This window comes from Actinoplanes aureus, assembly GCF_015704865.1.
Taxonomy (GTDB): Bacteria; Actinomycetota; Actinomycetes; order Mycobacteriales; family Micromonosporaceae; genus Actinoplanes; species Actinoplanes aureus.
In genome coordinates this window covers 404,175-430,102 of the sequence record NZ_JADQTO010000002.1, presented here as the reverse complement: position 1 = coordinate 430,102, position 25,928 = coordinate 404,175, and the positions used below count along the sequence as shown (strand labels likewise).

At 68.4% G+C, this 25,928-nt stretch carries 25 protein-coding genes and 1 pseudogene; 7 read left to right on the top strand and 19 right to left on the bottom strand.

The window, feature by feature from the left end:
• Window positions 1-87 precede the first annotated feature (87 nt).
• The 6 genes from I4J89_RS04965 to I4J89_RS04940 form a co-directional block, all read right to left on the bottom strand.
• Window positions 88-633 (bottom strand): alpha/beta hydrolase, encoded by a 546-nt coding sequence (locus I4J89_RS04965; RefSeq protein ID WP_309238203.1) that lies wholly within the window; start codon window positions 631-633, stop codon window positions 88-90.
• A 21-nt stretch (window positions 634-654) separates the two neighbouring features.
• The gene (locus I4J89_RS04960) at window positions 655-1,359 is read right to left on the bottom strand and encodes an alpha/beta fold hydrolase (protein ID WP_196412604.1); all 705 of its coding nucleotides are present in this window, start codon (window positions 1,357-1,359) and stop codon (window positions 655-657) included.
• A gap of 11 nt (window positions 1,360-1,370) precedes the next feature.
• Entirely contained in the window at window positions 1,371-2,324 is a 954-nt protein-coding gene (locus I4J89_RS04955; protein WP_196412603.1) for an alpha/beta hydrolase, read from the bottom strand.
• 33 nt (window positions 2,325-2,357) lie between these two features.
• Complete coding sequence (locus tag I4J89_RS04950; RefSeq protein WP_196412602.1) at window positions 2,358-2,819, bottom strand: RidA family protein; 462 nt, start codon at window positions 2,817-2,819, stop codon at window positions 2,358-2,360.
• A 131-nt stretch (window positions 2,820-2,950) separates the two neighbouring features.
• Window positions 2,951-4,243: a helix-turn-helix domain-containing protein gene (locus I4J89_RS04945; protein WP_309238187.1), complete on the bottom strand. Its 1,293-nt coding sequence runs from the start codon at window positions 4,241-4,243 to the stop codon at window positions 2,951-2,953.
• Window positions 4,240-5,493 carry a serine hydrolase domain-containing protein gene (locus I4J89_RS04940; protein ID WP_309238186.1) on the bottom strand — a complete coding sequence of 418 codons (1,254 nt, stop codon included), beginning with the start codon at window positions 5,491-5,493 and terminating at the stop codon, window positions 4,240-4,242. Before I4J89_RS04940 ends, I4J89_RS04945 begins: the two co-directional genes overlap by 4 nt.
• Window positions 5,494-5,662: 169 nt before the next feature.
• On the opposite strand from I4J89_RS04940, the gene I4J89_RS04935 reads away from it, so the two are divergent.
• Both I4J89_RS04935 and I4J89_RS04930 read left to right on the top strand, forming a co-directional pair.
• A complete protein-coding gene (locus I4J89_RS04935; protein ID WP_196412600.1) occupies window positions 5,663-6,478 on the top strand; it encodes a helix-turn-helix transcriptional regulator in 816 nt (271 codons plus the stop codon).
• A 207-nt stretch (window positions 6,479-6,685) separates the two neighbouring features.
• Complete coding sequence (locus tag I4J89_RS04930; protein WP_196412599.1) at window positions 6,686-7,339, top strand: lysophospholipid acyltransferase family protein; 654 nt, start codon at window positions 6,686-6,688, stop codon at window positions 7,337-7,339.
• Window positions 7,340-7,357: 18 nt separating this feature from the next.
• Here I4J89_RS04930 and I4J89_RS04925 read toward each other — a convergent pair.
• The 12 genes and pseudogenes from I4J89_RS04925 to I4J89_RS04870 all read right to left on the bottom strand — a co-directional run.
• Window positions 7,358-7,701, bottom strand: a pseudogene (locus I4J89_RS04925) (VOC family protein); the annotation flags it as partial.
• Between the two features lie 2 nt (window positions 7,702-7,703).
• Window positions 7,704-8,159 carry an iron chaperone gene (locus I4J89_RS04920; protein WP_196412598.1) on the bottom strand — a complete coding sequence of 152 codons (456 nt, stop codon included), beginning with the start codon at window positions 8,157-8,159 and terminating at the stop codon, window positions 7,704-7,706.
• A 190-nt stretch (window positions 8,160-8,349) separates the two neighbouring features.
• Window positions 8,350-8,517: a Uma2 family endonuclease gene (locus I4J89_RS49305; protein ID WP_196412597.1), complete on the bottom strand. Its 168-nt coding sequence runs from the start codon at window positions 8,515-8,517 to the stop codon at window positions 8,350-8,352.
• A 30-nt stretch (window positions 8,518-8,547) separates the two neighbouring features.
• Entirely contained in the window at window positions 8,548-8,709 is a 162-nt protein-coding gene (locus I4J89_RS04910) for a hypothetical protein (RefSeq protein ID WP_196412596.1), read from the bottom strand.
• Window positions 8,710-8,907: 198 nt separating this feature from the next.
• Window positions 8,908-9,228, bottom strand: coding sequence for a MerR family transcriptional regulator (locus I4J89_RS04905; RefSeq protein ID WP_196412595.1), 321 nt, complete (start codon window positions 9,226-9,228; stop codon window positions 8,908-8,910).
• 868 nt (window positions 9,229-10,096) lie between these two features.
• Entirely contained in the window at window positions 10,097-10,369 is a 273-nt protein-coding gene (locus I4J89_RS04900; protein ID WP_196412594.1) for a hypothetical protein, read from the bottom strand.
• A 316-nt stretch (window positions 10,370-10,685) separates the two neighbouring features.
• Window positions 10,686-11,060 carry a SpoIIE family protein phosphatase gene (locus I4J89_RS04895; protein ID WP_196412593.1) on the bottom strand — a complete coding sequence of 125 codons (375 nt, stop codon included), beginning with the start codon at window positions 11,058-11,060 and terminating at the stop codon, window positions 10,686-10,688.
• A gap of 361 nt (window positions 11,061-11,421) precedes the next feature.
• On the bottom strand, window positions 11,422-12,381 hold the full coding sequence (locus I4J89_RS04890; protein ID WP_196412592.1) for a diacylglycerol/lipid kinase family protein: 960 nt from the start codon (window positions 12,379-12,381) through the stop codon (window positions 11,422-11,424).
• An 84-nt stretch (window positions 12,382-12,465) separates the two neighbouring features.
• Entirely contained in the window at window positions 12,466-12,762 is a 297-nt protein-coding gene (locus I4J89_RS04885) for a hypothetical protein (RefSeq protein ID WP_196412591.1), read from the bottom strand.
• A 122-nt stretch (window positions 12,763-12,884) separates the two neighbouring features.
• Entirely contained in the window at window positions 12,885-13,229 is a 345-nt protein-coding gene (locus I4J89_RS04880) for a transketolase-like TK C-terminal-containing protein (RefSeq protein ID WP_196412590.1), read from the bottom strand.
• Between the two features lie 305 nt (window positions 13,230-13,534).
• Complete coding sequence (locus tag I4J89_RS04875) at window positions 13,535-14,716, bottom strand: glycosyltransferase 87 family protein (protein ID WP_196412589.1); 1,182 nt, start codon at window positions 14,714-14,716, stop codon at window positions 13,535-13,537.
• Window positions 14,717-15,587: 871 nt separating this feature from the next.
• Window positions 15,588-17,729 carry an RICIN domain-containing protein gene (locus tag I4J89_RS04870; RefSeq protein WP_196412588.1) on the bottom strand — a complete coding sequence of 714 codons (2,142 nt, stop codon included), beginning with the start codon at window positions 17,727-17,729 and terminating at the stop codon, window positions 15,588-15,590.
• A gap of 201 nt (window positions 17,730-17,930) precedes the next feature.
• Here I4J89_RS04870 and I4J89_RS04865 point away from each other — a divergent pair, with 201 nt between their 5' ends.
• The 3 genes from I4J89_RS04865 to I4J89_RS04855 are packed head-to-tail and all read left to right on the top strand — an operon-like array spanning window position 17,931 to window position 21,032.
• The gene (locus tag I4J89_RS04865) at window positions 17,931-19,211 is read left to right on the top strand and encodes an ABC transporter substrate-binding protein (protein WP_196412587.1); all 1,281 of its coding nucleotides are present in this window, start codon (window positions 17,931-17,933) and stop codon (window positions 19,209-19,211) included.
• Window position 19,212: 1 nt separating this feature from the next.
• A complete protein-coding gene (locus I4J89_RS04860) occupies window positions 19,213-20,130 on the top strand; it encodes a carbohydrate ABC transporter permease (RefSeq protein WP_309238185.1) in 918 nt (305 codons plus the stop codon).
• Window positions 20,127-21,032: a carbohydrate ABC transporter permease gene (locus I4J89_RS04855; protein ID WP_196412586.1), complete on the top strand. Its 906-nt coding sequence runs from the start codon at window positions 20,127-20,129 to the stop codon at window positions 21,030-21,032. The genes I4J89_RS04860 and I4J89_RS04855 overlap by 4 nt, the downstream gene beginning before the upstream one ends.
• On the opposite strand, the gene I4J89_RS04850 is transcribed toward I4J89_RS04855, so the two are convergent.
• Window positions 21,025-22,038 (bottom strand): substrate-binding domain-containing protein, encoded by a 1,014-nt coding sequence (locus I4J89_RS04850; protein WP_196412585.1) that lies wholly within the window; start codon window positions 22,036-22,038, stop codon window positions 21,025-21,027. The genes I4J89_RS04855 and I4J89_RS04850 overlap by 8 nt on opposite strands.
• A gap of 60 nt (window positions 22,039-22,098) precedes the next feature.
• Here I4J89_RS04850 and I4J89_RS04845 point away from each other — a divergent pair, with 60 nt between their 5' ends.
• Together I4J89_RS04845 and I4J89_RS04840 are read left to right on the top strand one after the other, a co-directional pair.
• Window positions 22,099-24,456, top strand: coding sequence for a glycoside hydrolase family 3 N-terminal domain-containing protein (locus I4J89_RS04845; protein ID WP_196412584.1), 2,358 nt, complete (start codon window positions 22,099-22,101; stop codon window positions 24,454-24,456).
• Window positions 24,457-25,035: 579 nt separating this feature from the next.
• Entirely contained in the window at window positions 25,036-25,713 is a 678-nt protein-coding gene (locus I4J89_RS04840; protein WP_196412583.1) for a PilZ domain-containing protein, read from the top strand.
• The last annotated feature ends 215 nt before the right edge of the window (window positions 25,714-25,928 follow it).

Below are 25,928 nucleotides of genomic sequence, written 5' to 3'. Positions count from 1 at the left end.
CTCCGCGGTGCGTATGCCGCGCTGCCTGTGCGGATCGTCGGCCGTGACCCTTTCCATGGGTCACGGCCGTCATCTCGATCTGTCAGATCATCGCGCTGTAGCAGCGCGGACGATCAGGTCCGCGACAGGGCGCGGGTTCGACACACCGACCGCGTGCGACGCCTTACGAATCTCGATCGTTGCCCGGGAGCCGGCGCGATCGGCCATCCAGCGCTGGGCCTCGACCGGGATGTTGTGGTCGGAACCGGCGACGAGGAACCAAGAGGGGATGTTCTTCCATGCCGGCTCCCCGGAACCCTCGCTGAGCGCCGCATCACGGATCGGCCGCTGCGTCACGGCCATCAACGAGGCCTGTTGCTTGGACACATCGGCCGCGAACTGTTGCCGGAACAGGTCCTGCCGAATGTAGAGGTCAGTGGTTCCATCAGCGAGCGGCACCGGAGCGAGGGTGCCGCCGAGTGTGCTGCCGGGGAACTTGCTGGACAGCTCGAGTGCGCTCTCGCCCTTGTCGGGTGCGAACGCGGCGATGTAGACGAGCGCCTTGACGTCCGGGTCGCCGGCGGCGGCGTTGGTCATCACCGCGCCTCCGTACGAATGGCCGGCGAGCACGATCTGGCCTGGCACGGAGTTGATGACGGCCCGAGACCGACGCGGTCAGACGACCGAGGCAGCGGCCTGGAGGATGACTCCGGCGACTGCGGCGGGCTCGGAGGCGGGGATGGCGTGCGACGCTCCGGGCAGTTCCACACGTTCACGGGCGCCGGCACGCTCGGCCATGAAGCGGTGCGCTTCGAGCGGGATGTTGTAGTCCAGCTCGGGGTAAACGAACCAGGACGGCACGGTCTTCCAGGCCGGCTCGCCGGATCCCTCGTTGAGCGCCGTGGTGTTCAACGGGCGCTGGGCGACGGCGTCGAGAGCGGCGCGCACGGCCGGGACGTCGGCGATGAACTGCTGGTGGTACCGGTCCTGCCGGATGTACAGGTCGACGGTGCCGTCCGGGAGCGGCACCTCCTTGAGGGTGTCACCGAGGGTTCCACCGGGGAACTTGCCGGACAGCTCGCCGATGCTCTCGCCGGCCTCGGGTGCGAAGGCGGCGACGAACACGAGCGCCTTGACGTGGTCGTGGCCGACGGCGGCGTTGGACATGACAGCCCCGCCGTACGAGTGACCGACGAGCACGACCGGTCCGTCGACGGTCGCCAGGATGCTGGAGACGACGGCGGCGTCGCCGGACAGGCTGCGCAACGGGTTGGGCGCGGCGATCACCGGGTAGCCGTCGGTGAGCAGCCGCTGGGTCACCTCGTTCCAGCTTGCGGACTCGGCGAACGCGCCGTGGACGAGGACGATGGTGGGTTTCATGGCAGGGCCCTTCAGCGGGTCGACAGGACGGTGGACAGGAAGTCGGCGGCCTGGCGGATCGCGCCTTCGGCCGCCCGGGTCTCGCGCAGCGCATTGAGCATCACGAAGTCGTGGATGATGCCCTGGTAGCGCACCGCGGTGACGGGCACGCCGGCTCGGCGCAGGTTGTCGGCGTACGCCTCGCCTTCGTCACGCAGGACGTCGGCTTCGGCGACGATGACCAGCGCCGGCGGCAGCCCGGTCAGCTGCTCGGCGGTGGCGCGCAAGGGCGAGGCGGTGATCTCGGCACGCTGGGCCGGGTCGGCGGTGTACTGGTCCCAGAACCACCGCATGGCGTCGCGGCGCAGGAAGTAGCCCTCGGCGAACTGCTGGTACGAGCCGGTGTCGAACCCGGCGTCGGTGACCGGGTAGAACAGCACCTGGCCGGCAAGTGGCAGATCGCCCTGCTGCTTGGCGGTCAGCGTGAGAGCGATGGCCATGTTGCCGCCGACGGAGTCCCCGGCGACCGCGATGCGGGCCGGGTCGAGCCCGTGGGTGGCGCCGTGGGCGACGACCCACTGCGCGGCGGCGTAGTTCTCCTGAATGGCGATCGGGTACGCGGCCTCGGGCGAGAGGCTGTAGTTGGGGAACACCACGGCGGCGCCGACGCGAACGGCGAGTTCCCGTGCAAGGCGGTCATGGGTGTGGTCGTTACCGAACACCCACCCCGCGCCGTGGATGTAGAACACCACCGGCAGCGGGCCGGTCACGCCGGTGGGCCGGAAGACGGTCACCGACACCGACCCGGTGGGGCCGCCGGGAACGGTGAGCGTCTCCTTGTCGGTGCCCGGCACGTCGGCCGTGGGGCTCTGCACGGCGTCGACGGCCTTGCGGCCCTCGGCGGGCGGGATCTGAAACAGGTAGGGCGGGTCGGCGGTCGCCTCGACGAAGGCCTGCGCGGCCGGTTCCAGTACGGGCTTGTTCATAGGGGTACTCCGGTTCGGTGTGCGAAGCATCGGTCAGGACGTGATCTCTACCTGGAGTTCCACCTCGACCGGGCTGTCCAGTGGCAGAACCGCCAGGCCGACGGCGGAGCGGGCATGGATCCCGGCCGAGCCGAAGACGTCGTGCAGAAAGGTGGAGGCGCCGTTGAGGACCTGGGCCTGGCCGGTGAAGGACGGCAGCGAGGCGACGAAGCCGGTCACCTTGACGACGCGGACCACCGCGTCGATGCCGACCAGGGCGTCCACTGCCGCGAGGGCGTTCAGTGCGGCGGTACGTGCCAGGTCGGCCGCCTGAGCGACGTCGACACTGTCGCCGACCTTGCCGGTGATCGGCAGTGTCCCGCCGACGAAGGGCAGTTGGCCGGAGGTGAAGACGTACATGCCGGAACGGATCGCCGGTGTGTAGCCGCCGACCGGTGTGGCGACATGCGGCAGGGTGATGCCCAGCTCGATGAGCCGGTTGTTCCAGATCCCCATGGTGCGCCCTTTCGTGTCGCGGCCGGGCCGGCTCCTGCCGGGCCCGTAGTTGATCTCACCCGGTCTGAGCGCCGCGGAACACGCGAGAACGCATGCAGAAGTAGTTCCGCATGTGCAGTTGCCGGCGGCGGCTACGGCCGAACGCGCTCGGCGGCCGGTTCCTCCTCAGTGAGCCGCTCCCGGGCGAACAAGCGGATCAGATTGTGGAAGCGGTACCGGCCGTCGACATGGGCTTGCAGGAGGCTCAGCTCGACGAGTTCGTCGAGGGCGTCCTCGATGCCCTGCGAGTCCGCCGGATCGAGTGTTCTTGCGAGCAGCGCGTCGAAGTCCGGGACGGGCGCCAGCGACAAGCGGCGGAACAGCCGGCGAGCCTGCGGGGACAACTGTTCGTACGAGAGGCTGAAAGCAGCAGCGATCCGCAGGTCCCCGGCGATGAGCTGGTCGAGCCGTCGGTGTTCGTCGGACAGCCGGTCGGCCAGATGCCGCACTGTCCATTGCGGCCGGCTCATCAGCCGGTTGCCGGCGATGCGCAGCGCGAGAGGCAGCCGTCCACACAGCTCGGCCACCTCGCCGGCCGCGTCGGGTTCCCGATCGCCGATGATGCGCCGCAGCAGTGTCGCCGCGTCCTCGGCCGGTAGCTGCGTGAGGTTGAGCCGGTGGACGCCCTCCAGCCCGGCGAGCAACCGGCGGCTGGTGATGACGGTCAGCGAGGGCCCCGGACCGGGCAGCAGAGGCCGGACCTGCGACTCATCCGCGACGTTGTCGAACACCACCAGGACTCGCCGGTGGTGCAGCAGTTCCCGGTACATGCCGGCCCGGTCGGTCTCCTCTGCCGGGATCTCGTCGTCTCGGACGCCCAGCGCGCTGAGCAGCCGGGCAAGCGTTTCCGCGGCACCTGACGGGCGGGCATCCATTCCCCGGAGGTCGACGAAGAGAGTCCCGCCGGTGAACGCCGCACCGAGCAGGTGAGCCGCCTGCACAGCCAGCGTCGTTTTGCCGGCACCGGCGGTTCCGGAAACGGTCACCACCGGCGCGACCGTCGGTGCCGGCCGGGCCGCGGTCGCGACGCGGCTCAGCTGGGCCAGTTCCCGGCTACGGCCGGTGAAATCGGGTACCGGACGCGGCAACGCACAGCAGCCGACCGGCACGGTTGCCATGGCCCTCGGGCGACCGGCCCTGGCCGCGGCGAGGAAAGCCGGCTGCTCGGCCTCCGGCAATGCCAGGGCCTCGGCCAGCGCCTGGACAGTACGCCGTTGTGGCGCGACGCTGCGTTCGCGTTCCATGTCGCTGATCGCGCGGGCGCTCACTCCCGATCGCTCCGCCAGTTGCTCCATCGTCAACCCGGCCGTGTGCCGGTGTTCTCGCAGCCGGCGACCGAAGGTGGCTGTTCTTCGCCCGGCAGGGTGGGTCGTCCGATCGATCACCGGTAGCCTGACCGGCTTCGCCGGTGGCCGGACCCGTGGCGTGTCCGGGCACTCGCGGTGTCAGGTCGCTGCGGCATCTCACCGAGCACGCTGACGAACAGCGCCTCGCGCAGCGCCACCTCGCGCGGGTCGTCCCAGAGGTGGAAGCCGAGCCGGTTCATGGCGTAGGCGAATCCGATCCCCGTGTCCGGATCGGCGAAGCCGAAGGAGCCGCCCAGGCCCATCGTGCCGAATGCCTTACCGGAGGCGGATCCGAAACGGAACGCGGGGAACGGCTTCACATATCCCAGCGAGTACTGGGTTGGCAGGCGCAGCACTTGATCAGCGAGCCCTCGGGACGGCGCTTCTGCCGGGCTCTTCAGCGCGTCCAGCGTTGATGCGGTGAGCCCGAGCCCGGCGCCACCGACCGCGGCTTCGCCGTAGAGCCGCGCGATCGATCGCACCTGGCCGATACCGTTGACGGCGGGGATCTCCGCCGCCTGTACGTCGGGCCGGTTGATGTTGTCGGGGACGCCGAGCACCCGCGGATTCTGGAATGCTCGGGCGCTCAGGCTCCACGGATTCGCGAACGCCCACGCGAAAGCCGGCGGCATCGCGTTGACGTGGACCATCATCTCCCAGGTCCGGAAGCCGTGGATCCGGGCGATGCGGCGGCGATCGACGCTTGCCGGCAGGCCGATGTGAAACTCGAGGTCCAGTGGCGCGGCCACCTCCTCGGCGAAGAACCGCCCCAAGTGCCGGCCTTGCGGGTCGACTCGGCTGACGAGCTCGCTCTCGTACCAGCCGAGCGTCGTGCCGTGATAACCGTGACGCTCCCCCGGCGTCCAGGCCGGCCGCTGCTCCGCCAGCGCCGTGGCCAGCGCCGCAGAGCCGGACAAGTCACGCAGACCGAGCGGGCGGTCGATCACCGGCAGCCCCGCCTGATGAGACAGCAGCTGACGCACGGTGACGTCTGCCTTGCCGGCGGCCCCGAACTCCGGCCAGTAGGCCGCCACCCGCTGGTCGTAATCCAGCAAGCCGCGTGCGTGCAGGACCGCGACCGCCATCGACGACACACCTTTGCTCGTCGAGAAGACCGGCACCATCGTGTCGCGCTCCCACGGCTCGCGTGCCACCCCGTCGCGATAGCCGCCCCACAGGTCGACCACCTTCCGGCCGTCGCGATAAACCGCACAGGCAGCGCCGATCTCCCGCCCCTGCTCGAAGTTGCGCCGGAACGCATCGGCCACCGGGCCGTAGCCCTGCTCCACATCACCGCGAACCATGGCAGACGGCACGTGAACTCTGAGCACCAACTCGACCTCTTCCTCATCCGCGAGACACCGAACGGTGGCATGAGGTGCAGGTACGTGCCAGGGATCGGCACTCCCTGGCACGCAGCACAACGGGAGGTCAGAAGCCGCGTCGTAAGATCACGAGGTGAATCGCGAAGAGTTGGCAGACTTCCTGCGACATCGCCGGGCGGCCCTCATCCCGGCTCACCGCACGGCCCGCCGAACCCGCGGACTGCGGCGCGAAGAGGTCGCCGAGCGCGCGTACATCTCGATCGACTATTACACCCGGCTCGAGCAGCGGCGCGGGCCGCGACCGTCACCCGAGGTAGCGTCGGCGCTCTCCCGGGCGCTGGACCTCACCATCGACGAACGCGACCACCTTTTCCACCTGATCGGCCATAACCCGCCCCAGCAGACCGCGGACCTCGACCGGGTCGATCCGGGGTTACGCCGAGTGCTGCATGCGCTCGAGGGGAATCCCGCAATGGTCATCTCGAACCTGGCTCACACCCTGTTGCAGAACCGGTTGGGCCTGGAACTATTCGGTGACCAGACCCATTACACGGGTCTGGCCCGAAGCGGCTACTTCCGGTGGTTCATGATGCCGGAGGAACGCAGCATCTATCCCGTGGACATCCACGCCGCACAAAGCGCGACCTTCGCCGCCAGCGTCCGGGCAGCGGCGGACCTCGAGCCCGATCCCGCCGAAGCAGAACAGATGATCGCGACGCTGCTGGCCGGAAGTGCCGAGTTCCGTCGTCTGTGGGACAACCATGAAGTAAGGCTCTGCCGGCAGGAGACCACGTCGCTGCTGCACCCGACGGCAGGCCGGGTGGACTTCGACTGCGAGGTCATCTTCAGCCACGACCGCCGGCAGCGGATGCTCGTCTTCACGCCCCGCGACGGCACGGATCTGCGCAACCTGGTCGCATCCGGTCAGCCGAGCGGCCACGCCACCTGACCTTCTGATCTGTGGGCAGCAAGCAATCGCTCGACGCCAGAGCTTGCTGACGCCACACCACGCTGCCGTCGCGTTGCTGAGGGCCGCTCCACCTGTTAGACAATGCCGGGTGAGTCGCCGTCTCTGCGTTGTGAGGACGGTATTCGCGAGCAAACCAGCAAGCGGCCGCTGGTGAAACGGCATTGGCCTGGACAGTGAGAGTGAGCCATGAAGCGCAATCGTCCTGCCGCTGCTACGAACGACGCCAGCCGGATCCCGCCGGTCTACCGAGCGGTCATGGCGGCGGCTGGACCGATCGTCCGCTGGTGGGGCCGCCTCGAGGTGGTCGGCTTGCACCACCTCCCGATGCACGGCGCGACGATCGTCCCGGCCAACCACGACAGCGCGTGGGACCCGGTGGTCATCGCGTTCGCCGCTCGCCGGCACCGGCAGATCCAGGCCCTCGCCAAGTCATCGCTCTGGAAGAATCCGCTGCTCCGTCGCGTGCTCGACGGGATGGGACAGATCCCCGTCCGGCGCGGCCAGGCCGACACGGACGCGCTGGATGCCGCGGTGCAGTGCCTTTCCGCCGGCGGCTGCCTCGGGATCTTCCCGGAAGGCACCCGCTCACAAGGCAGGCAGCTGCGTGCCCGAAGCGGTGCCGGACGCCTTGCTCAGGCCGTGCCGCAGGCCCGCATCGTCTGCGCGGCGGTCTCCGGGACCGTGGACATCGCCCGTTTTCCGCGACGCCCACGGCTGAAGGTGACATTCTTCGAACCCACACCGTCGTCGCCGTCGGAATCCGCGTTGGAACTAGCCATCAGGCTGACCGCCGAACTCCGCGCCGTAGCGCCGGTGGCAGCGGCGGGACGACACTCATAGGCGACACCGCGCCGTCAATGCCTGGAAGACGGCGGAGAAGCCGGCGAACAACGCCTTCTTGGCGGGTTTGCGGATGGTCGCCCCGTGCCGCGCGGCGGCATCGAGGGTATTCCGTACGTCACAGGCTGGCCGACGATGTAGCTGAGGACGTAGCCGCGATAGCCCGGGGCCGTGGGCTCGGTTCCCGCCCGTGCGGCCAGTACCTCGACCGGGCACACCGCCAACTGGGCGACACCGTGCAGATCCAGCTCCACCCGCTCGTCGCCGTGGCGGACGGCGGTTGGCGAGAACACCGACGCGTAGAACGCCTGCGCGGCTCGGACGTCGGCCGCGCCGAGCGTGATCACGTCGGGCAGCAGCATGCTCAACCCACGGCCTTCTTCAGCAACGGCCGGATCATCGCCTCGGCCTCGTCGCTCAGGTCCGTCAGCGCGAACGACGTCGCCCACAGGCCGCGGGCCTCGTCGAGTTTCGCCTCCGTCGAGAAGCCGAACGTCGAGTAGCGCTCCTTGTCAGCCTGGCCGCTGCGGAAGAAGCAGATCACCTTCCCGCCCAGGGCGTAGGCCGGCTGGCTGTACCACAGCTTCGGCGCCAGCTCCGGAACGGTTTCCTTGATGATCGCGTGCAGGCGCTCGGCCACCCCGCGGTCCGGTTGTGCCATTTCGGCGATCTTCGCCAGCACGTCCCTCTCGTCGGCCGCCGCCCTGTCCGCGCTCTTCGCCCGGCGCGCCTGCGACCGCACCTCCGCCGCGCGGTCCTTGACTGCGGCGCGCTCGGCCTCGGAGAGGCCATCCTTACTGGAATTCGAGGCTGGGCTCACTAGAGTCTGCTCCTTCGTCGTCGTCGACAGCGTCCCGATGAAGCTAACGGGGAATGCCGCGGCCTTACTTCTCCATTCCTGATCAGTCCAAGGCTGCCGCCCATAGATTGACGGAGACTCGCACCTCGGACGCCAACGGCGCCTCGGAGGTCGAATGGCGGGGCAGCTCAGGAGATCTCAGAAACGGTAGTCAGCAACCACGCGATGGGCTGCGGCCCGCGGGATCCGGCTCGTACTCACCGCTATCGGTGTTCAGGCGGTGCCGGTGCACGGTAGTGACGCTGTCGCGCTCGACGATCCAGTAACCCGGAATCCCGGCCTTGGCGTATTCCGCTGTCTTGATCACCCGGTCGACCACTTCGGAACCGCGGGGATACCACTTCGACGGCTAGTAGTAGTCCAGCCGTGCCGGCGTAGCTCGGCGAGCCGGACGCGGCATGCCCTCTGCCCCCACCGTCAGATCCGGGACCCGGCCACCGCCCACGTTGATGCCGCAGTCCGTGACGACCTGTTCCGGGCCATAGCCGTTGGTGAGGAACCAGGCGATCATCCGAGAAAACGAGGAGCGCGTGGTCGGGATCCGCGGGCGGCGCGACTGAGCGCTCCCTCGAGGGCTGATAGCAACCACGAACAGAAGGCATCTGATCCATAGGCCACTGAGGTCCGTCGGCGCATGGTGCAGATCCGCGTGGGGCGGTACGACAAACGGTCCCTCTCGTGCTGGAGAAGGACCGTCGGGCGACATAAGTCAGGCAGCGTCCGCGTGCCGTCGGTGCTGATAGCGCTGGTTGAGCCGGAGAGCGTCGTCGAGCTGGTTCTCGAGGATGATGATCCGGCAGGCGGCTTCCAGGGCGGTGCCGCGGTCGACCATTTCCCGGGCCCGTGCGGCGAGACGCAACTGGTAGCGGGAGTAGCGACGGTGCCCGCCACGGGACCGGAACGGGGTGATCAGTTTGGCCTCGTCGAGTCGGCGCAGGAAGTCCTGCGAGGCGCCGGTGATCTCCGCGGCGCGACCCATCGTGTAGGCGGGGTAATCCTCATCGTCGAGCAGGTCATCCGGTTGGGCCATACAGATACCTCCATGACGAGGGCCCCGGCGCGGAAGCGCCGGGGCCCAGGGCTACGGGTTTACTACACCATTTACCGACAGGTTCGTCGGCTTGTCGTATCCACACCGGCCGCGAACTTCAGCGGCTTGCGGTGCGAGGATCGCATAAGCGTGACCGGAGACCACCTCACGTTCGATGGAGACTGCGGTGTCCACCCCAGAACCAGAACTGCGTCCTGACGGCGGGCGATCCAACGGTGCTGAACCCTCCCTTTCCTCTGCTTCCAATACCTGTGCTGCTGTAGTGCCTCTGCCGGTGTCGGAGCCCCACGCAAACTTCATGGCCCCGCACGTACGGCAGATCGTTCCTGCATCAGGCAAAGCCCTGAACGTGCATCGGCCCTACCTGTGTGCCTTGACCTGGAACTTCGTCAAGGTCTTGACTGCTACTTCACTGTCTTACAGCGTGCGGTACTACGTACTTCTTCTTCGATTGCATCAGGCAGAACCCTGAACCCGCATCAGCCCTGCCTGCATGTGCCCTGACCTGGAATTACGTCAAGGTCTTGTCTTGCCAATAACTAGTTTTGCTGGGGTGCGGTCGTGCACTCCATTGCGGTGCCGAGCGAGCCGCGAACATTCCCGGCCCTGCTTGACGCTCGGACTGCTACGTCTGCGTCTTCAACGATCTTTGCTGTCAACGGGAGAAACACTAACCGGCCATACCGAGAAAGTCTAGTGGGTTCGACATAGATTTCCTGAGCCGTGGCTTCCAGCTTCGGCACGCATCGAAGATGGTGCGCTTCCCGCCCACTGCGCAGACCACAGCACCTGGTCAGCGCGGTGTCTGCTCCGGCTGCTCCTGATCATGTAGCCGCGGGACGGGAGCTCACGGTGAGGTCATGCGCCGCTTGTCGGATGCGGCAACCTCTTCGGCGCTGCTGACGGCCCAACGTTCAGTACGGCTGTCGTAGAGGATGATGCTGCCGTCGTACAGGACGATCCGGTCACGGTAGCTGTCCGGGTCCGCCGCCGTGGTGGCCTCCTGATCGAACTCCGCGAGCGCCGGAATGACGTCGGCCAGAAGGATCGCCATCGTCATGGACGGTTCGTCGAAGGCGCGATTCAGTTTTTCGGCGACCTCGTGCGCAGTGGCGGTCATGGTGAGTCCTTCGTCGTGCGCGCTGGTGGGAGTGGGTGCGGTGCCGGTGGACGGTGCTGTGCCCGCGATGGGTGCCGCTCATGCGCCGTGCACGCACGGGCGGTTCCGGATGCGTCAACTGCCGCCGGTCATGGCTTCCCCGCGATGTTGCCACGTGTAAGCCCTGCTGCCGGTCGACCGGGCCGCAACGTGGTCACCCGATCCGACAAACTCGTGGCGTGCACTGCGGCGTCCGTCGCTTGAAACGACCTGACGCTGGACAGCACAACGCCTCTGCTGTGGCGCGGTAGTGCGTCCCCGGGGCGTTCGCCGGTGGTTACGCGGCTGCGGTGGCGGGTGTGCTGCTGCGGTGGAGGTCGGCGGCGGTGTGGCGGATGGTGCCGTGGCCGCCATGCCAGTCGAGGACCAGCAGGCAGGCGTCGTCGGACAGGGTGGGTCCGGCGACGTCGAGGACGCGGACTACTTCGCGAGGGTGTTGACCGCTCAGTTGCTGCATGCGCACGGGCAGGTCCAGGGCGGCGCCTCGTTCCAGCATGCCGTCAGTGACCATCACCAGCCGGTCGCCTGGCTGCAACGCGATCTGCGCCTCCCGGTAAGGGCGGTGGCGTAGCACTCCGAAGGGCCGATTGGCCGGAAGCGGCACGGGCCGGGCGGTGGCGTCGCGGATCAGCAGCGGGGTGGGCAACACCACCGCGACGTCCTAACCCTGCCGCCGGGCGTCCGGTACTGCGCCGATCGGTACGTGGGGCAGCCGAACCAGGGCGCGACCACATGTCCGCAACCAGGAACGACACCCACAACGCCTCGAGATGGCTGCCGATGCTGCGAGTCACCGGCTCCAGGGCGTCGGCCGGGGCGGCCCGCTCGACCGCGAGCAGCACATCGCTGAGATCCACACCGCTCCCCCCGCTGCCGGTCAAGCGAGGCAGCATAGACGCGAAAGGTGTAGCGAGGGTGTGTAGCACCTATGGGCGGCACGTCACCTCTGCGGAACCGCCGCCGTGAGCCGTCCGAACAACGCGTCCGCTCGCATCACCGGTAGAGATCCCGGATCAACGCAGCTCGCGGGCGTCGCGCTCGACCGCGGCCGCGTCGTGGGTGAGGTCGGGGTCGGTGGCGGGTTGGGGCACGCAGAGCAACAGAGCCTTCGGTCGTACGGTGACCGTCAGCTCCTTGCCGGGGTCGATGAGGTCGCCGTCGAGTTGGCGTGGCTGCGCGCGCTTGCTGCGGATCTGCACGCGGGTGGCGGTGTAGGTCTCCATGCGCGGCACGCGGTGTTTGCGGCGCAGCACGCCCCAGCCGAGGGCGGCCCAGTGGCGCAGGGTACGAGGGCTGAGGATGGCGACGTCGAGCAGCCCGTCGTCGGGTTGTGCGTCGTTGAGCAGTCGCATGCCGCCCTGCAACCGGCCGACGTTGCCGACGATGACGGTGCGGGGCCGGCGGGTGAAGGACGGCTTGTCGTCCAGTGTGATGCGCAGGTGCATGGGGCGGTCGCGCAGGTGCTGGGCGGCTCCGGCGGCGTAGGCGAGCCAGCCGATGTGTTTCTTGGCGGTGTCGTTGGTGGCGTCGAGCATGTGGGCGTCGAAGCCCATGCCGGCCATCACCGCGAAGTTCTGCTCGCCGACCGCGCCCACGTCAATGCGGCGGCGTCCGCCTTGCAGGACGACTTCGAGGCCGGTGGCGAGGTCGCCTGCGAGTCCCAAGTTGGCAGCCAGGAGGTTGCCGGTGCCGGCGGGCAGCACGGCCAGGGCGACGTCGGAGCCGGCGAGGGCGGTCACGCAGGCCATCACGGTGCCGTCGCCGCCGCAGGCGAAGACGAGTTCGGCGCCGTCGCGGACGGCTCGGGTGGTCTGGCCGGCGCCGGGGTCGTCGACGGTGGTCTCGAGCCACATCGGTTCCGGCCAGCCCTCGGCGGTGAGAGCGTCGGTGATGGCGCGGCGCAGTTCGTCGAGGTCGGGCACCTTCACCGGGTTCACCACGACGGCTGTTCGTAGGGGGCCCGTACTGGTCATGACGTCCACGGGAAAGTCCTTTTCAATAGGGGAAACGCGACCGCCGCCGCCCCGTCGGGGGTCGGCGGCGGTCGTCAGCGCTCGTCAGGCGTCGGCGTGGTCGCGGCTGCCGGACTTCGCCAGGCCGCGGCTGACCAGGTAGCCGATGGTCAGCAGCACGACGTAGAACCAGGCGCGGTCGGCACGGAAGTAGTCGCCGCCGGCGCCGTTGTCGCCGTTGCCGTTGCCGTCGACCACCAGGGAGGCGATCAGGACAGCGACCGTGATGACCACGTACGCGATGAACTCGGTGGTCTTGAACGCGGCCTTGGTCTCGGTCGAACGACGACGCAGCGTCCCGTTCACGGAAGCGTCGGTGCGGTTGGTGGTGGTGCTGGACATGATGTCTCCAGGAGCCGACTATGCGTGGACCGCTACCGCTCTGACGGCACGGGGTTGAGAAAGCTTTGCAGGCGATGACTATTTATCGCCGTCAATTAAATGAATGCCCTGATTGAATTCCTCTAAACGGGACGTACGTCACTCGGGCCGATCGCCGGCGCCGCCCGTGATCGGGAGGCGGTCTGCTGGTCGCCGCCGGGACGGACCAGGCCGGAGGTGGCGTGGATGCTGTCGCGGGCCGCCTGAGCGACGGCTTCGGCGGTGATGCCGAACTCCTGGTAGACCCGCTGGTGGTCGGCAGAGGCGCCGAAGTGCTCCAGGCTGATGATGCGCCCAGCGTCGCCGCCGATGTCGCGCCAGCCCTGGCCGATCCCGGCCTCGACGCTGACCGGCGGGCGCACCGGCGGCGGCAGCACCTCGTCCTGGCAGGCGGTGGGCTGCTGGGCGAACCATCCCCGGCACGGCATCGACACCACCCAAGCGGTGATGCCCTCGCCGGCGAGCAGGCCACGGCGTTGAGCAAGTAGGTGCCGGGGGTGAAAACAGGTTCAGGCCCTGTCGAGCGTGGAGTTGATCCGGGCGGGGCAGTCACTGAGCTTGGCGACGTAGGATTCGCATCGAGATACGAGGTGTCCGGGTGTTCAGCCCACTGGCACCTGCGGAGTCGCGCCGCCGAGCGGGCACGAAGATCCTGTGGCGGCCGGCGTTGTCAACGTAGAGGTAAGCCTTCTCCCCGGCGACGGGGGTGATCGTTCAGCCCCAACTTCGAGGCCTACACCGTGGAGTTTGTCAGCGTGGGGAGCGGACGCCGCTCGAGCGCCGGCCAGCCCCGACTGCCGAGTTTCACCACCGCCCAGATGGAGAGGGCCAGGGCGGCGAGGAGGTAGGCGTTACCGGGAATGTGCTCGACCAGGCCCCACCTGTACTCGCGCCTGTCACCCCACGGTGGCCACGCCAGCGGACGCGCCACGAACACCGCGATCCACCCGACGCCCGCCCACCGGCCGTGCTCCCATAGCACCAGCCCGACAGGCACAGCCCACACCCAGTGGTGAGACCAGGAGACCGGCGAAGCGAGCAACATGGCTAACGCTCCCAAGCTGGTGCCGAGCACCCGGTCGCCACGGCGCCACCACACGGCGCCGACGACCACGACCGCAAGAGCGAGCGGCCCGGCGACCGCGAGCCACAGCAGAGTCGGTGGCGGACCGTCGAACAGCCGGGTGAGCGCGCCGAAGACCGATTGGTTGTGGGAATTCTCCGGGGGACCGACCCTGCCCGCCTTGATGAGATTGTGGGTCCAATACGCCCTCGCCGAGCCGGGGATCATCAGGAACCCGATCGCGACGGTGCCGGCGAAGGCCAGGAGCGCCCGTCCCGCAGTCGTCCGACGACCGACCAGCACCAACAGCACGACGAACACGAGCGGGGTCAGTTTCACACCGGCTGCGACACCCACGAGCACGCCAGACCAGCGCCGTTCCGACCCGACCAGGTCGATGAGGACCGCCACCATCAGCAACAGGTTGACCTGGCCAAAGGTCAGGTTTTGCCACACCGGTTCCAGAGCCAGCGCCCCAACGGTCAGCAGGGCGACCAGCCACCGAGAGACGGTACGGCGATACGCGCGGCACACCATCAGGACGACGCCCGCCAGCGCGCCTACCGACACCGCAGTCCACAACGCCGTGGCCAACCAGCCTGGCAGCAGCGCCAGCGGCACCATCGCCACCGCCGCGAACGGCGGATAGGTGAACCGCAGCCCGGTCACCGGGTCACGGGACCCGTAGAGCGGCAGACCGTCAAGCACGAGCCGGCCACCGTGCTGGTAGGCGGAAAGATCCACGAATCCCCCGTGGAGGCTTAGCTTCGCGGGTGCATCCGCCCAGGCAACCGCACCTGCCAGGACGGCAACGGCGACGACCACGGCCAGGACCGGGCCGAGCCCCTCCAACGCGCGTGGCTTCCTCACCGGAGCAGGTACCGATGCGAGGCTGTAGCCCCGTCGCACGCTCTGCGGATCCGGAGCCGTGGTGAAAACTGCATGTCCGCCATCATGCAGGACGCCATGATCTGGATCTCTCCGCGGAACGTTCTCTGTCGGATCCTCCGCTGCACTCAAGCCTCCGGCAGCTGGTTCAGTTCTGCCCGGAGGGCGCGGCGGCCATGGCGAGGCATGGACGCGCGCCCGCCAAGAACGCCACGCGCCGGAACTCCCTAAAGCCCCTGGTCCGATGGCCAATCCAGAACAACCGATCACCACAGGATCACCACGTCCCACTTAACGGGATTCTGGTGGCCTAAGAATGGGAAACAAAAAGGCCGTGATCCGCGTTTCCGCAGGTCACGGCCTTTTTAAGAAGTGCGCCCGAAGGGACTCGAACCCCTAACCTTCTGATCCGTAGACAGCGCCGCAATCACCCCTGATCGGAACCCCATTGGCCCCGCCGAGGTGCGCCCAGTTTGGGACTATTCACTACGCTTCAGCTCTCAACAACTTGTCTCACATAATAAGATGGCCGGACCTGTGAACGAGTCGCGCGTCATATCTCCCGGCCGAAATTTGTCCGCCATGCAACTCACAGCCCCCTGACTACAAGGGCTATGTCCTGCATCTACGGTGTCCGCAAGGCGCTGCGCTCCACGCCAACTCGACCCGGCCGGCTGAGTCGTCGTTTGCGGCCTGCCCGATGGCTCTGGGGATTGACTGCACGGATTTGCCTTTCCTCGGCGATGTGGGGCTACTTCGATCGGGAAGCGTGCCGGGCCCGGAACCGATTACGAAAATGTCGCCGTAGGAGCCGGGCCCGGTTTGTCGATGCCGGTTATCCGCGGGTCCAACGCTGGGTGGCGTTGCCGAAGGCGGTCCAGAGCTGGACCGGTGAGCCGTTGGTGGTGCCCCAGTTCGCGACGTCGAGGACGAGGCCGTTGGACCGGTTGACGATCGACCCGTCGACGCGCAGCGACCACTTCTGGCTGGTCTTGCCGTTGCAGGTCCACAGGATGGGCCGGGTTCCGGCGGTGGTCCCGTCGTTCTCCGCGCCGAGGCAGTTGTTGTTGATCCGCAGCTCCCCGGCGGCGGTCGCGGTGATCCGCTGGTTGGCGTTGCCGGCGGTGCAGTCCCAGATCTGCGCACGGGCGCCGACCGCACCGTTCGGGATGTCGAGGCAGCGGCCGGAGTTCACGCCGGTGAGGGTGAACGGCACGTCGGGGTCGGCGACGAGCTGCCACTGCTGGGATTGGTCGGCGGCGAGCGGCCGCAGGTCGGCGGCGCTGGTCAGGTACAGGCTGGTGTTACGCACCGAGCGGATCCGGTGGTAGCCGTCCCCGGTTGCCTCCAGGGTCCACTGCTTGTCGGTGGCGCCATCGTCGACCCACTGAGCGACGCGCTGCCCGCTGGTGGCCGTGCCGGTCCAGATCGCGACGGCGCGGCCGCCGGCCTTGTTGAGCAGGGTGACGCCGGCGCCCTTGGCGGTCAGGTGCCAGCGCTGCCCGATCGCGGTGGCATCGCGGGCGGCCAGGACGAGGTCGGGTACGTCGCCGGTGAGGTTGGCGTCCTGGGTCTTGCCCGAGGCCGGGGCCAGGGCTTGCCCGGTCTGCCGGTTGACCAGCGAGTAGTGGGTGCCGTCGGAGCGACCGAGGTCGACCTCGGCATAGCGGACCGGTCCGACGCTGCCGCCGGCCCAGGCTGCCTGCAGGATGAGCACCCGGCCGGTGCCGTCGACGTACTGCAGGTTGCGGCTGTATCCGGCGGCCATCGTGGTTTGGTATTCCTTCCACGTTCCGGTGCTGGAGCCGGACTCGTTGACCCAGACGTTGCCGCTGCCCGCCGCGTTGTAGACGATCCGCCCATCAGGCATCGGTAGCAGCACCGGGCTGCCACCGGTGGCCAGGGTGCGGCCGCCGGCCGGGACCGGGAGGGCGGTGATGGACGCGTCGCCGACGGTGTGGAACCGCAGTGGGTCGTCGGCGATCTTGTAGTGCACGTTGGCGCCGCCGCCGAAGAACTCGTACGTCAGCAGCCACCTGCCGTCGGTGGTCGGTGCGATCGTGGTCATGCCGGGCCGGCCGCCGCCGATCTTGCCGCCGGAGGTGTTGCCGGCGACGTCGACGACGGGCTGGCTCCACGCGGTGCTGCGCCCGTCCCATGTCTTGTGTACGAGGATCTGCCCGTGGGAGTCGGCGCCGGCGCTGTTGGCCGGGTCGAGCACCGGCACACCGGTGGTGGCGTTGTAGCCGGTGTATTCGTTCTCGTCGGAGTAGTAGGCAACGAGCTGGCCGTTGCGGGCGACCAGGTGCGGTTCCCACAGCGGGTCTACCTGGGCGTACGTGTTGGCCGCCGACACCCGGCCGATCGCTCCGGCACTGCCGCCCTGCCAGCCACCGGTGGCGATGATGTTGACGATGCGCCAGGTGGCGCCCTGGTCGGTGCTGGCATAGAGGGCGAGCGCCAGGTCGCGGCGGTCACCGTCGCCGGATGGCGTCCACGCGGGGTTCGCGGCCTTCTGCTCGCGGTAGTAGGCGTCGTCGCCGGACACCACGCTGGACAGCAGCAGGGTGCCGGCGGCCAGGTTGCCGACGGTCTGCGGCAGCACGTACAGGTACGGGTTGGTCCAGTTGCTCGTGTACCTGGCGTACTGGCTGTCGCTCGACATATACGCGGGCGCTTTGACGTCGGCCAGCTTGCTCCAGCTGGCGCCACGGTCGTCGCTGGCGTAGACGGGCATGGTCTGCCCGACCGGGTCGCTCTGGCTGTTCTCGAACGCGGCCACGATCCGGCCGCCCGGCAGCTGCGCGGACTTGGGGTAGAGCACGCAGGGCCGTTTGTTGCAGGCGGCGGTGTTGCCGGCCACGTAAAGGTCGGCGGGATTCGGCTGGTAGGCCGAGGCGTTCGCCGCGGGGACGGTCGCGGCGGTGACCCCGAGGGCGAGGGCGGTCAGGGTCCGTCGGAGGCGCGATGCGGGCATGGGCATCCTCGAAAGGTGGGGGGAGCGGATGTTGACGGAAGTCTGAAACACCAATGAACGACCACTCAAGGTCTACGAAAAGTTTTCGTAACCTGTGCGTTGCGGACGCTTGTCCGGCGATGCTTCGTCGTGACAAATTCCGAGCCGAAAGTGCTGACAACGCACATCAACCGAAGCGAAAACTTTTCGTAAGGACTTGCCATGAACCGAAGAATTGCCCTCATCGCCAGCGCGCTCCTGGCCGCCGCCGTCGTCACCGGATGCGGCTCGTCCGGCCCGGCGCAGACCTCCGCGGAGGCCGGCCTGACCATGTGGGCGCTGTCGGATCAGACCACCCTCAAGGCCTCCGTCGACGCCTACAACGCCGACCACCCGGACAACAAGATCACCCTTCAGCTGTACGCCAATGACGATTACAAGCAGAAGCTGCGGGTCGCGTTCGGCGCCGGCCAGGGTCCGGACATCTTCTTCAGCTGGGGCGGCGGGGCGCTCAACGACTACGTCAAGTCGGGCAAGGTCGCCGAGATCACCGCCTCGGACGTCGACACCAGCAAGTTCACCCCAAGCGTGCTCAAGACAGCCACCTTCGGCGACAAGGTCTACGGCGTACCGGCCAACGGCTTGGCCCCGGTCGTTCTGTACTACAACAAGGAGGTCCTCGAGAAGGCCGGCGTCCAGCCGCCGAAGACCCTCGACGACCTCAAGGCCGCCGTCGCCACCCTCAAAGGCCGGGGCGTCACCCCGATCTCGCTGGCCGCGAACTCCAAATGGCCCACCCTGATGTGGCACGAGTACCTGCTCGACCGGGCCGGCGGCGCGGAGGTCTTCGACCGCATCGGCGCCGGCACCACCAGCGGCTGGCTGGATCCGTCGGTCACCGAGGCCAACCGGCTGCTCCAGGAACTCGTCGATCTCGGGGCCTTCGGCGACAACGCCTCCTCGCTCTCGTACGACCAGGGCGCGGCCACCGCGCTGCTGTACACCGGCAAGGCCGCGTTCGAGCTGATGGGCACCTGGGAGTACGCGAACATCGTCAAGGCCGCGCCGGATTTCGTCTCCTCCGGCAAGCTCGGCTACCTCGCGTTTCCCACGATCACCGGGGGCCAGGGTGACCCGGGCGCCATCGTCGGCAACCCGTCGAACTACCTGTCGGTCAACGCCGCCACCAAGGACAAAGCCACCGCGATGGCCTATCTGAAGGACTACGTCCTCAACGACTCCCAGGTCGACGCCTACCTGGCCGCGGGCAGCGTCCCACCGGTGAACGGCCTGGAGAACAAGCTGTCGGCAATCACCACCCCGGACAAGGCCTGGCTGCAGTTCGTCTACGGCCTGGTGCAAAAGGCGCCGACCTTCCAGCTGTCCTGGGATCAGGCGCTGCCGTCCGAGCAGGCCGACCCGCTGCTGACCAACGTCGACGAGTCGTTCCTGAAGAAGATCACGCCGGAGCAGTTCGGGCAGAACATGAGCAAGGTGTCCTGACGTGACCGTTCCGCGTACCTCTTATCAGGACGCGCGAGCCTGGCGGCGCCGCAGTGCGGGCGCCGCCATGGCGGCGCCCGCACTGCTGCTGTTCGGCCTCTTCGGCGTCGTCCCGCTGCTCGGCGTCATGGTGCTCAGCTTCGCCGACTGGGACGGGCTCGGCGAGCCGGGCTGGGCGGGGCAGGCGAACTGGGCGGCGGTACTCACCGACCCCGGGACCTGGGACGCCCTGGCGCTGACCATCAAGGTGATGGTGGTCAGCTGGCTCGTGCAGACACCGATCGCACTCGCCCTCGGCCTGTTTCAGGCCGCCACCGGCCGCCTCCGGGCCATGCTCGCGATCCTCTGGTTCCTGCCGCTGCTGCTGTCCGCGGTCGCGATCGGACTGGCCTGGCAGGCGCTGCTCGACCCGACGTTCGGCCTCGGCGCCACCCCGGGCCTCGGCTGGCTGGCCCGGCCACTGCTCGGCGACCCCGACCTGGCCCTCTACACCGTCATCTTCGTCATCGCCTGGCAGTTCATCCCGTTCCACGCACTGCTCTACCAGGCCGGGATCAGGCAAATTCCGGTCTCGCTGTACGAGGCGGCGGCCATCGACGGCGCCAGCCGTACCGACCGGTTCTGGCGCATCACCCTGCCGCAACTGCGCTACACGATCGTCACCTCGACCACGCTGATGCTCGTCGGCTCACTGACCTACTTCGACCTGATCTTCGTGTTGTCCGGCGGCACCGGCGGACCCGGCACCGCCACTCGGGTACTGCCGCTGGCCATGTACATCACCGGCTTCCAGGCCCACGACATGGGCCGCGCCAGTGCCATCGCCACCATCCTCGTGCTCACCGGCCTCGCTCTGTCGCTGGTCACCACGAAATGGTCCGGTTTCACCCGCATGAACAGCCAGCAGGAGGGCTCATGACCACCACGGCACCGGCGGACCCCACCCGCGCGGCCGCCCCGGTCACCCGGCACCGGCCATCCCGCCCGCCCCGGCGCTCATCGGCCCACTCCTTCTACCGGACGATGACCGGCAGCGCCGCACTGCTGTGGGCCGCGATCGTCGCCGTCCCGCTGTACTGGGTGATGATCACCAGCCTGCGCGAACGCGCCGACTTCCTCACCAGCAGCCCGCTCTCGCTGCCGGAGAACTCCACCCTCGCCAACTACCGCACGGTGCTGGGCGGAGGCTTCGGCACCTACCTGTTCAACAGCGTGGTCGTGACCGCCGTGACCGTCGTCATCACCGTCACGGTGTCGCTGATGGCCGCCTTCGTGATTGCCCGCAACAGCTCACGATGGGCCCGCTGGTACTTCCGGCTGTTCCTGCTCGGCCTGGCGATCCCTCTGCAAGCCGTGATCATCCCGGTCTACCTGCTGATCATCAGAATGCAGCTGTACGACAGCCTGCTCGCGATCATCCTGCCGTCCGCCGCGTTCGCGATCCCGATCACCGTGATGATCCTGGTCAGCTTCCTGCGTGACGTCCCGGACTCGCTGTTCGAAGCGATGCAGATGGACGGCGCGGGGGAGTGGAAACAGCTGTTCAACCTGGCGCTGCCCCTGACCCGGCCCGCGATCGTCACCGTCGTGGTCTACAACGGGCTGCAGGTCTGGAACGGCTTCCTGTTCCCGCTCATCCTCACCCAGAGCAACGAACAGGCCGTCCTGCCGCTCGCGCTCACCCTGTTCCGCGGCCAGTTCGGCATCGACGTCCCCGCCACCATGGCCGCCGTCGTCCTGTCCACCCTGCCCATCCTGATCCTGTTCATCGTCGCCCGGCGTCAGCTCATCGCCGGCCTGACCGCCGGATTCTCTAAATGAGCCGCGCGGTCGACTCCCGGACCACGAGCCGGGTCGCGAGCTCCACCCGCGGCGACGGCGGCACCCGGCCCTCGGCCATCTGGATCACCGTCCGCACCGCCACCCGGCCCATCTCCTCGAACGGCTGGCACACCGCCGTCAGCGGCGGCGACGCCATCGACGCCACCGCCGTGTCGTCGAACGACACCACACTCAGATCGTCCGGCACCCGCCGCCCGGCCCGCCGCGCACCCTCCAGGGCGCCCAGGGCCTGCGCATCACTGGCCGCGAAAATCGCCGTCGGCGGCTCCGGCAGCGCCAGCAACTCGCCGGTAGCGGTCACCGCCTCGTCGAAGTCGAAATCACTGGCCTTGATCAGCAGCGGGTCGGCCGCGATCCCAGCCTCGACCAGCGCGGCCCGGTAACCGTGCAGCCGCGCCGCCCCGGCCACCGAATGCGGCCGCCCGGCCAGCATGCCGATCCGCCGGTGTCCCAGGCCGAGCAGATGCTCGACCGCGGTCCGGCCACCACGCCAGTTGGTCACCCCGATACTCGGGATCTCGATCGCCGGCTCGCTCAGCGGATCGACCAGAACCACCGGGATGTGCTGCTCGACGATGCGCTGCTGGTCCTGCTCGGCGAGCATGCTGATCACCAGGATCATGCCGGCCGCGCCCAGCGCCTCGCACTCGTCGAGCCACTTCGCGATCGGCTGCCGGTTGGTCATCCCGATGGTGGCCTGCGTGCCGGCCTCGGCCGCGCCGGTCACGATCCCCCGAACCACTTCGAGGGTGTACGGCCCGGCCAGGTCCCTGAAGATCGTCAAGATCTGGCCCGGGGCGGCCCCGGCCGAACCCGGCCGCCGGAAGCCGCGTTCGGCCAGCAGCGCCTCGACGCGGGTGCGGGTCGCCTCACCGACGTCACGGCGGCCGTGCACCACCTTCGACACCGTCGACACCGACACCCGAGCGGCCTTCGCGACCTCGCTGATGAGCCCGTGCTGGCCTGCTGACCCGCGCTGCGCCACTCGTTCCGCCCTTTCACGCCCGGTACCCGGGCGTCACCGTACATCCACGAGGAGCCCTCGATGACCACCACGACCCCGCACCCCGCCCCAACGGGTAACTCCCCGGACGCAGGCGGCCGGCCGTGGACCGATCCGGCGCTGCCCGTCGCCCAACGGGTGGAGTTGCTGCTCGCCGAGCTCACCGTGGCCGAGAAGGTCGCCCAGCTGGGTAGCGCCTGGGAGGACGTGGAACCGTCCGGGCCCGAGGTCGCCCCCGGCACCAGCCTGCTCGGCCGCGTCGGCGACCTGGAACAGACCGCCCGGCACGGCATCGGCCAGCTCACCCGCCCGTACGGCACCGTGGTGCGCCAACCGATCGAGCATGCCCGCGCGCTCGCCGCCCGGCAACGTCAGGTGATCTCCCAGAGCCGGCTCGGCATCCCGGCCATGACCCACGACGAATGCCTCACCGGCTTCACCGCGTTCGCCGCCACTATCTACCCGACGTCCCTGGCCATGGCAGCCACGTTCGACCCGGCCCTGATCGGGCGGGTCGGGCACGCGATCGGCGCCGACATGGCCGAAGCCGGCGTGCATCAGGGACTCGCGCCGGTCGTCGACGTGATCCGCGACTACCGGTGGGGACGCTGCGAGGAGACCTACGGCGAGGACCCGTACCTGGTCGGCGAGATGGGTGAGGCGTACGTCCTCGGCCTACAGGCCGAAGGAGTACTTGCCACCCTCAAACACTTCGCCGGATACTCGGCGTCGATGGGCGGCCGCAACCACGCCCCGGTCAGCATCGGCCGCCGCGAACTGCACGACGTCATCCTGCCGCCGTTCGAACGCCTGGTCGCCGCCGGCGTCGCCTCGGTCATGAACTCCTACGCCGACCTCGACGGCGACGCGCCCGCCGCCAGCCACTGGCTGCTGACCACCCTGCTGCGCGACACCTGGGGCTTCGAGGGAACCGTGGTCTCCGACTACTGGTCGATCCCGTTCCTGGTCAGCGCCCACCGCGTCGCCGCGGACCTGCCCGCGGCGGGCCGGGCCGCCCTGCGCGCCGGCCTGGACGTGGAACTTCCCGACCAGCGGGGGTTCGACAACGCACTGGCCGAGGCCGTCGAGCACGGCGACATCGACGAGGCCGACCTCGACCGCGCCGTCCGACGCGTGCTGCGGCAGAAGATCCAGCTCGGCCTCTGCGACGAAGGCTGGGCACCACCCTCACCCCCCGCCGCGCTAGACCTCGACAAACCCGCCAGCCGAGACCTGGCCTACCAGGTGGCCCGCGACAGCGCCGTGCTCCTGAGCAACGACGGAACACTGCCGCTCCCCCAGCAGGGACGCATCGCAGTCATCGGACCCTGCGCCGACGACGTACGCACGATGCTCGGCTGCTACAGCTTCCCCAACCACGTACTGTCCGACCGTCCCGAACTCGGCACCGGCGTCCCCATCGTCTCGATCCGCCAGGCCCTCGCCGACGAACTCCCGGACGCGCAATGGGCGTACGCCCAAGGTTGTGACGTGCGCAAACCCGACGCCGCCGGGATCACCGCGGCCGTCACCGAAGCCCGCGGCAGTGACCTCGCCGTGCTCGTCGTCGGTGACCGGCCAGGCATGTTCGGAATCGGCACCTCCGGCGAGGGCTGCGACGTCGAGGACCTGCGCCTGCCCGGCGTGCAAGAGGAACTTATCGAGGCGGTCCTGGCCACCGGCACACCGACCGTACTGATGATCGTCTCCGGCCGTCCCTACGCGGTCGGCCGGTTCCGGCACCAGGCCGCCGCGATGATCCAGGTGTTCCTGCCGGGAGAAGAGGGCGGCCGAGCGGTCGCAGCACTGCTATCCGGCCGTGAGAACTTCAGCGGACGCCTGCCGGTGCAGATTCCCACCTCACCGGCCGGACAGCCCTACACCTACCTGCACGCACCGCTCGGCGACCGGCAGAGCGCCCTGTCAAACCTCGACCCAACACCGGCATTCCCGTTCGGCCACGGCCTGTCCTACACCACCTTCACCCTCGGCGACCTCACGCTGGACCGCACCGACGTCCCGGCCGACGGGCAGCTCACCGCCACGGTCGAGGTCCGCAACACCGGATCCCGACGCGGCTCGCAGATCGTGCAGCTGTACTTCACCGACCCGGTCGCCCAGGTCGCCCGGCCAGTGCAGGCCCTCCTAGCCTTCGCAAAGGTCGAACTCGACCCCGGCCAGGCCGCTGCCATGAGCTTCGACATCCACACCGACCGGTTCGCGTTCACCGGCGCCAACGGCGTGCGCATCGTCGAAGCCGGAGAGATCAACCTGTCGGCCGGCTTCTCCAGCACTGACACCACCGCCTACGCCACCGTGACCATCACCGGCAGCAGGGAAACGACGGGCCGGCTGAGCCAGTACCACGTGCCGGTACAGGCTCGCGCCCTTCCCAACTGACCGGGTTCCCGGCCGATGGCAGCGCCATGTCGATCGGCACCGTCGTGCCAGGACCCGGACCACGGAGGCGGAGGCCGAGCCCGCGCTGGTCGTGCTGGGAAGACCCCGCGACAGGCTCACGGCCCAAAGAAGGCATGCCGGTTGCGAACGGTCGCCGCCCGCCACCGCCGCACCAATCTGCAGATGCGGACCCTGAGATTCAGACGATCAACGCAATTCTTCTGGTGGATGAATGGATGGATCGTGGCTCGGATGGGGTCGGCCGGGGAATGCCAGACGCGACCAAAGGGGACTGTCGCGGCGCTGCGGGTCACTACAACCTTCTTCACGAGACGAACGTTCCGCTGTCAGACCTATCGGAGGAGCGCGGAAGCTGCTGAGTTGGCATCGGCCACCGCCGATGAGCTGAAGCCGCTACCAGCACTTCGCCTGCCGGACCCTAACGTGTCGGGTCCCAGACGACACGGAGATCTCATCCGGTTCTGTGCACGATCTCACCAACACTCACATTCGCTCCCTGCCAGCCGACTGAGGATCCGACTCAATTTCCCGGCAACGGGATCATCACGGGGATGTCAGATGATCAATGGAATCCTTCCGAAGTCAGTCGCCGAGACCGCAGCCATCAATCCGCCAGAGGTCGGTACGCCTGTCTTCCTGGTACTGAGCGAAGGCGTGAACCTGCGCTCACGCCTGGAGTCGGTCGACGGCCCGGCCTTCACGGTCGCCGCTCCGTTAGAGATTGCCGGCCCGGCGCTGCTCGAACAAGGTCATAGGTTCGACGTCTTCTGGGCTCCGCCACGCACCCGCGTTGTACTGCCGAGCCAACTGGTCGGAATGTCGGAGCGAGCGCCGCTGCGGTGGACGCTTGTGCCCACGGCGACCGCCCGGATCGACAACCGACGCCGGTTTGTACGCGGCGGGGCCGGCGCCGCGGTACGACTCGATGCCGAGGTGAGCGGCCAGCCGACAGAAGGCGTGCTTCTGGACATCAGCGAGGGCGGCGTGCGGTGCTGGATCGACGAGCCCATGTCGCTTTCCCGCGGCGATCGTATCCGGGCCACGGTGTGTCTAGGTACCAGCGAGGCTCAGCTGAGTTGCACCGTGCACACGGTACGCAGAGCTCCCTACGGAGACCCGGGGCAGCACTTGATCCTCACCTTCGACGCCAGGGAGGACGTCGCCCAGATGATCCGGCATTACATTCTAGCTTGGGAGATCGGCGAGCGTCGCGAACGCGAACTATGCACGCCGTAACACTCTGCGGGCGCCGCGGTTGTTGCGCTGGCAAGTGCTTGTCCGGCGCCGCCCAAGACCCCGGCGCACACCGGCGGTTCGCCGCCGGTGTGTTCTTCTGCTCGGGAACAGCGGTCAGCGGTTGAGGTAGGCGGCCAAGCCGCCGAGTTCTTCGCTGGCGATGAGCACCGACCGCACGGTCCGGCCCCACACCACAACGCTCACCGTGCCACCCG

What these genes read in the sequence shown, in the direction of transcription:
- I4J89_RS04900 (WP_196412594.1), bottom strand. Translation starts at nt 10,369, where the DNA reads ATGACCGCCACTGCGCACGAGGTCGCCGAAAAACTGAATCGCGCCTTC.
- I4J89_RS04870 (WP_196412588.1), bottom strand. Translation starts at nt 17,729, where the DNA reads ATGCCCGCATCGCGCCTCCGACGGACCCTGACCGCCCTCGCCCTCGGG.
- I4J89_RS04905 (WP_196412595.1), bottom strand. Translation starts at nt 9,228, where the DNA reads ATGGCCCAACCGGATGACCTGCTCGACGATGAGGATTACCCCGCCTAC.
- I4J89_RS04885 (WP_196412591.1), bottom strand. Translation starts at nt 12,762, where the DNA reads ATGTCCAGCACCACCACCAACCGCACCGACGCTTCCGTGAACGGGACG.
- I4J89_RS04960 (WP_196412604.1), bottom strand. Translation starts at nt 1,359, where the DNA reads ATGAAACCCACCATCGTCCTCGTCCACGGCGCGTTCGCCGAGTCCGCA.
- I4J89_RS04845 (WP_196412584.1), top strand. Translation starts at nt 22,099, where the DNA reads ATGACCACCACGACCCCGCACCCCGCCCCAACGGGTAACTCCCCGGAC.
- I4J89_RS04910 (WP_196412596.1), bottom strand. Translation starts at nt 8,709, where the DNA reads ATGATCGCCTGGTTCCTCACCAACGGCTATGGCCCGGAACAGGTCGTC.
- I4J89_RS04930 (WP_196412599.1), top strand. Translation starts at nt 6,686, where the DNA reads ATGAAGCGCAATCGTCCTGCCGCTGCTACGAACGACGCCAGCCGGATC.
- I4J89_RS04855 (WP_196412586.1), top strand. Translation starts at nt 20,127, where the DNA reads ATGACCACCACGGCACCGGCGGACCCCACCCGCGCGGCCGCCCCGGTC.
- I4J89_RS04865 (WP_196412587.1), top strand. Translation starts at nt 17,931, where the DNA reads ATGAACCGAAGAATTGCCCTCATCGCCAGCGCGCTCCTGGCCGCCGCC.
- I4J89_RS04840 (WP_196412583.1), top strand. Translation starts at nt 25,036, where the DNA reads ATGATCAATGGAATCCTTCCGAAGTCAGTCGCCGAGACCGCAGCCATC.
- I4J89_RS04890 (WP_196412592.1), bottom strand. Translation starts at nt 12,381, where the DNA reads ATGACCAGTACGGGCCCCCTACGAACAGCCGTCGTGGTGAACCCGGTG.
- I4J89_RS04950 (WP_196412602.1), bottom strand. Translation starts at nt 2,819, where the DNA reads ATGGGGATCTGGAACAACCGGCTCATCGAGCTGGGCATCACCCTGCCG.
- I4J89_RS04880 (WP_196412590.1), bottom strand. Translation starts at nt 13,229, where the DNA reads ATGCCGTGCCGGGGATGGTTCGCCCAGCAGCCCACCGCCTGCCAGGAC.
- I4J89_RS04955 (WP_196412603.1), bottom strand. Translation starts at nt 2,324, where the DNA reads ATGAACAAGCCCGTACTGGAACCGGCCGCGCAGGCCTTCGTCGAGGCG.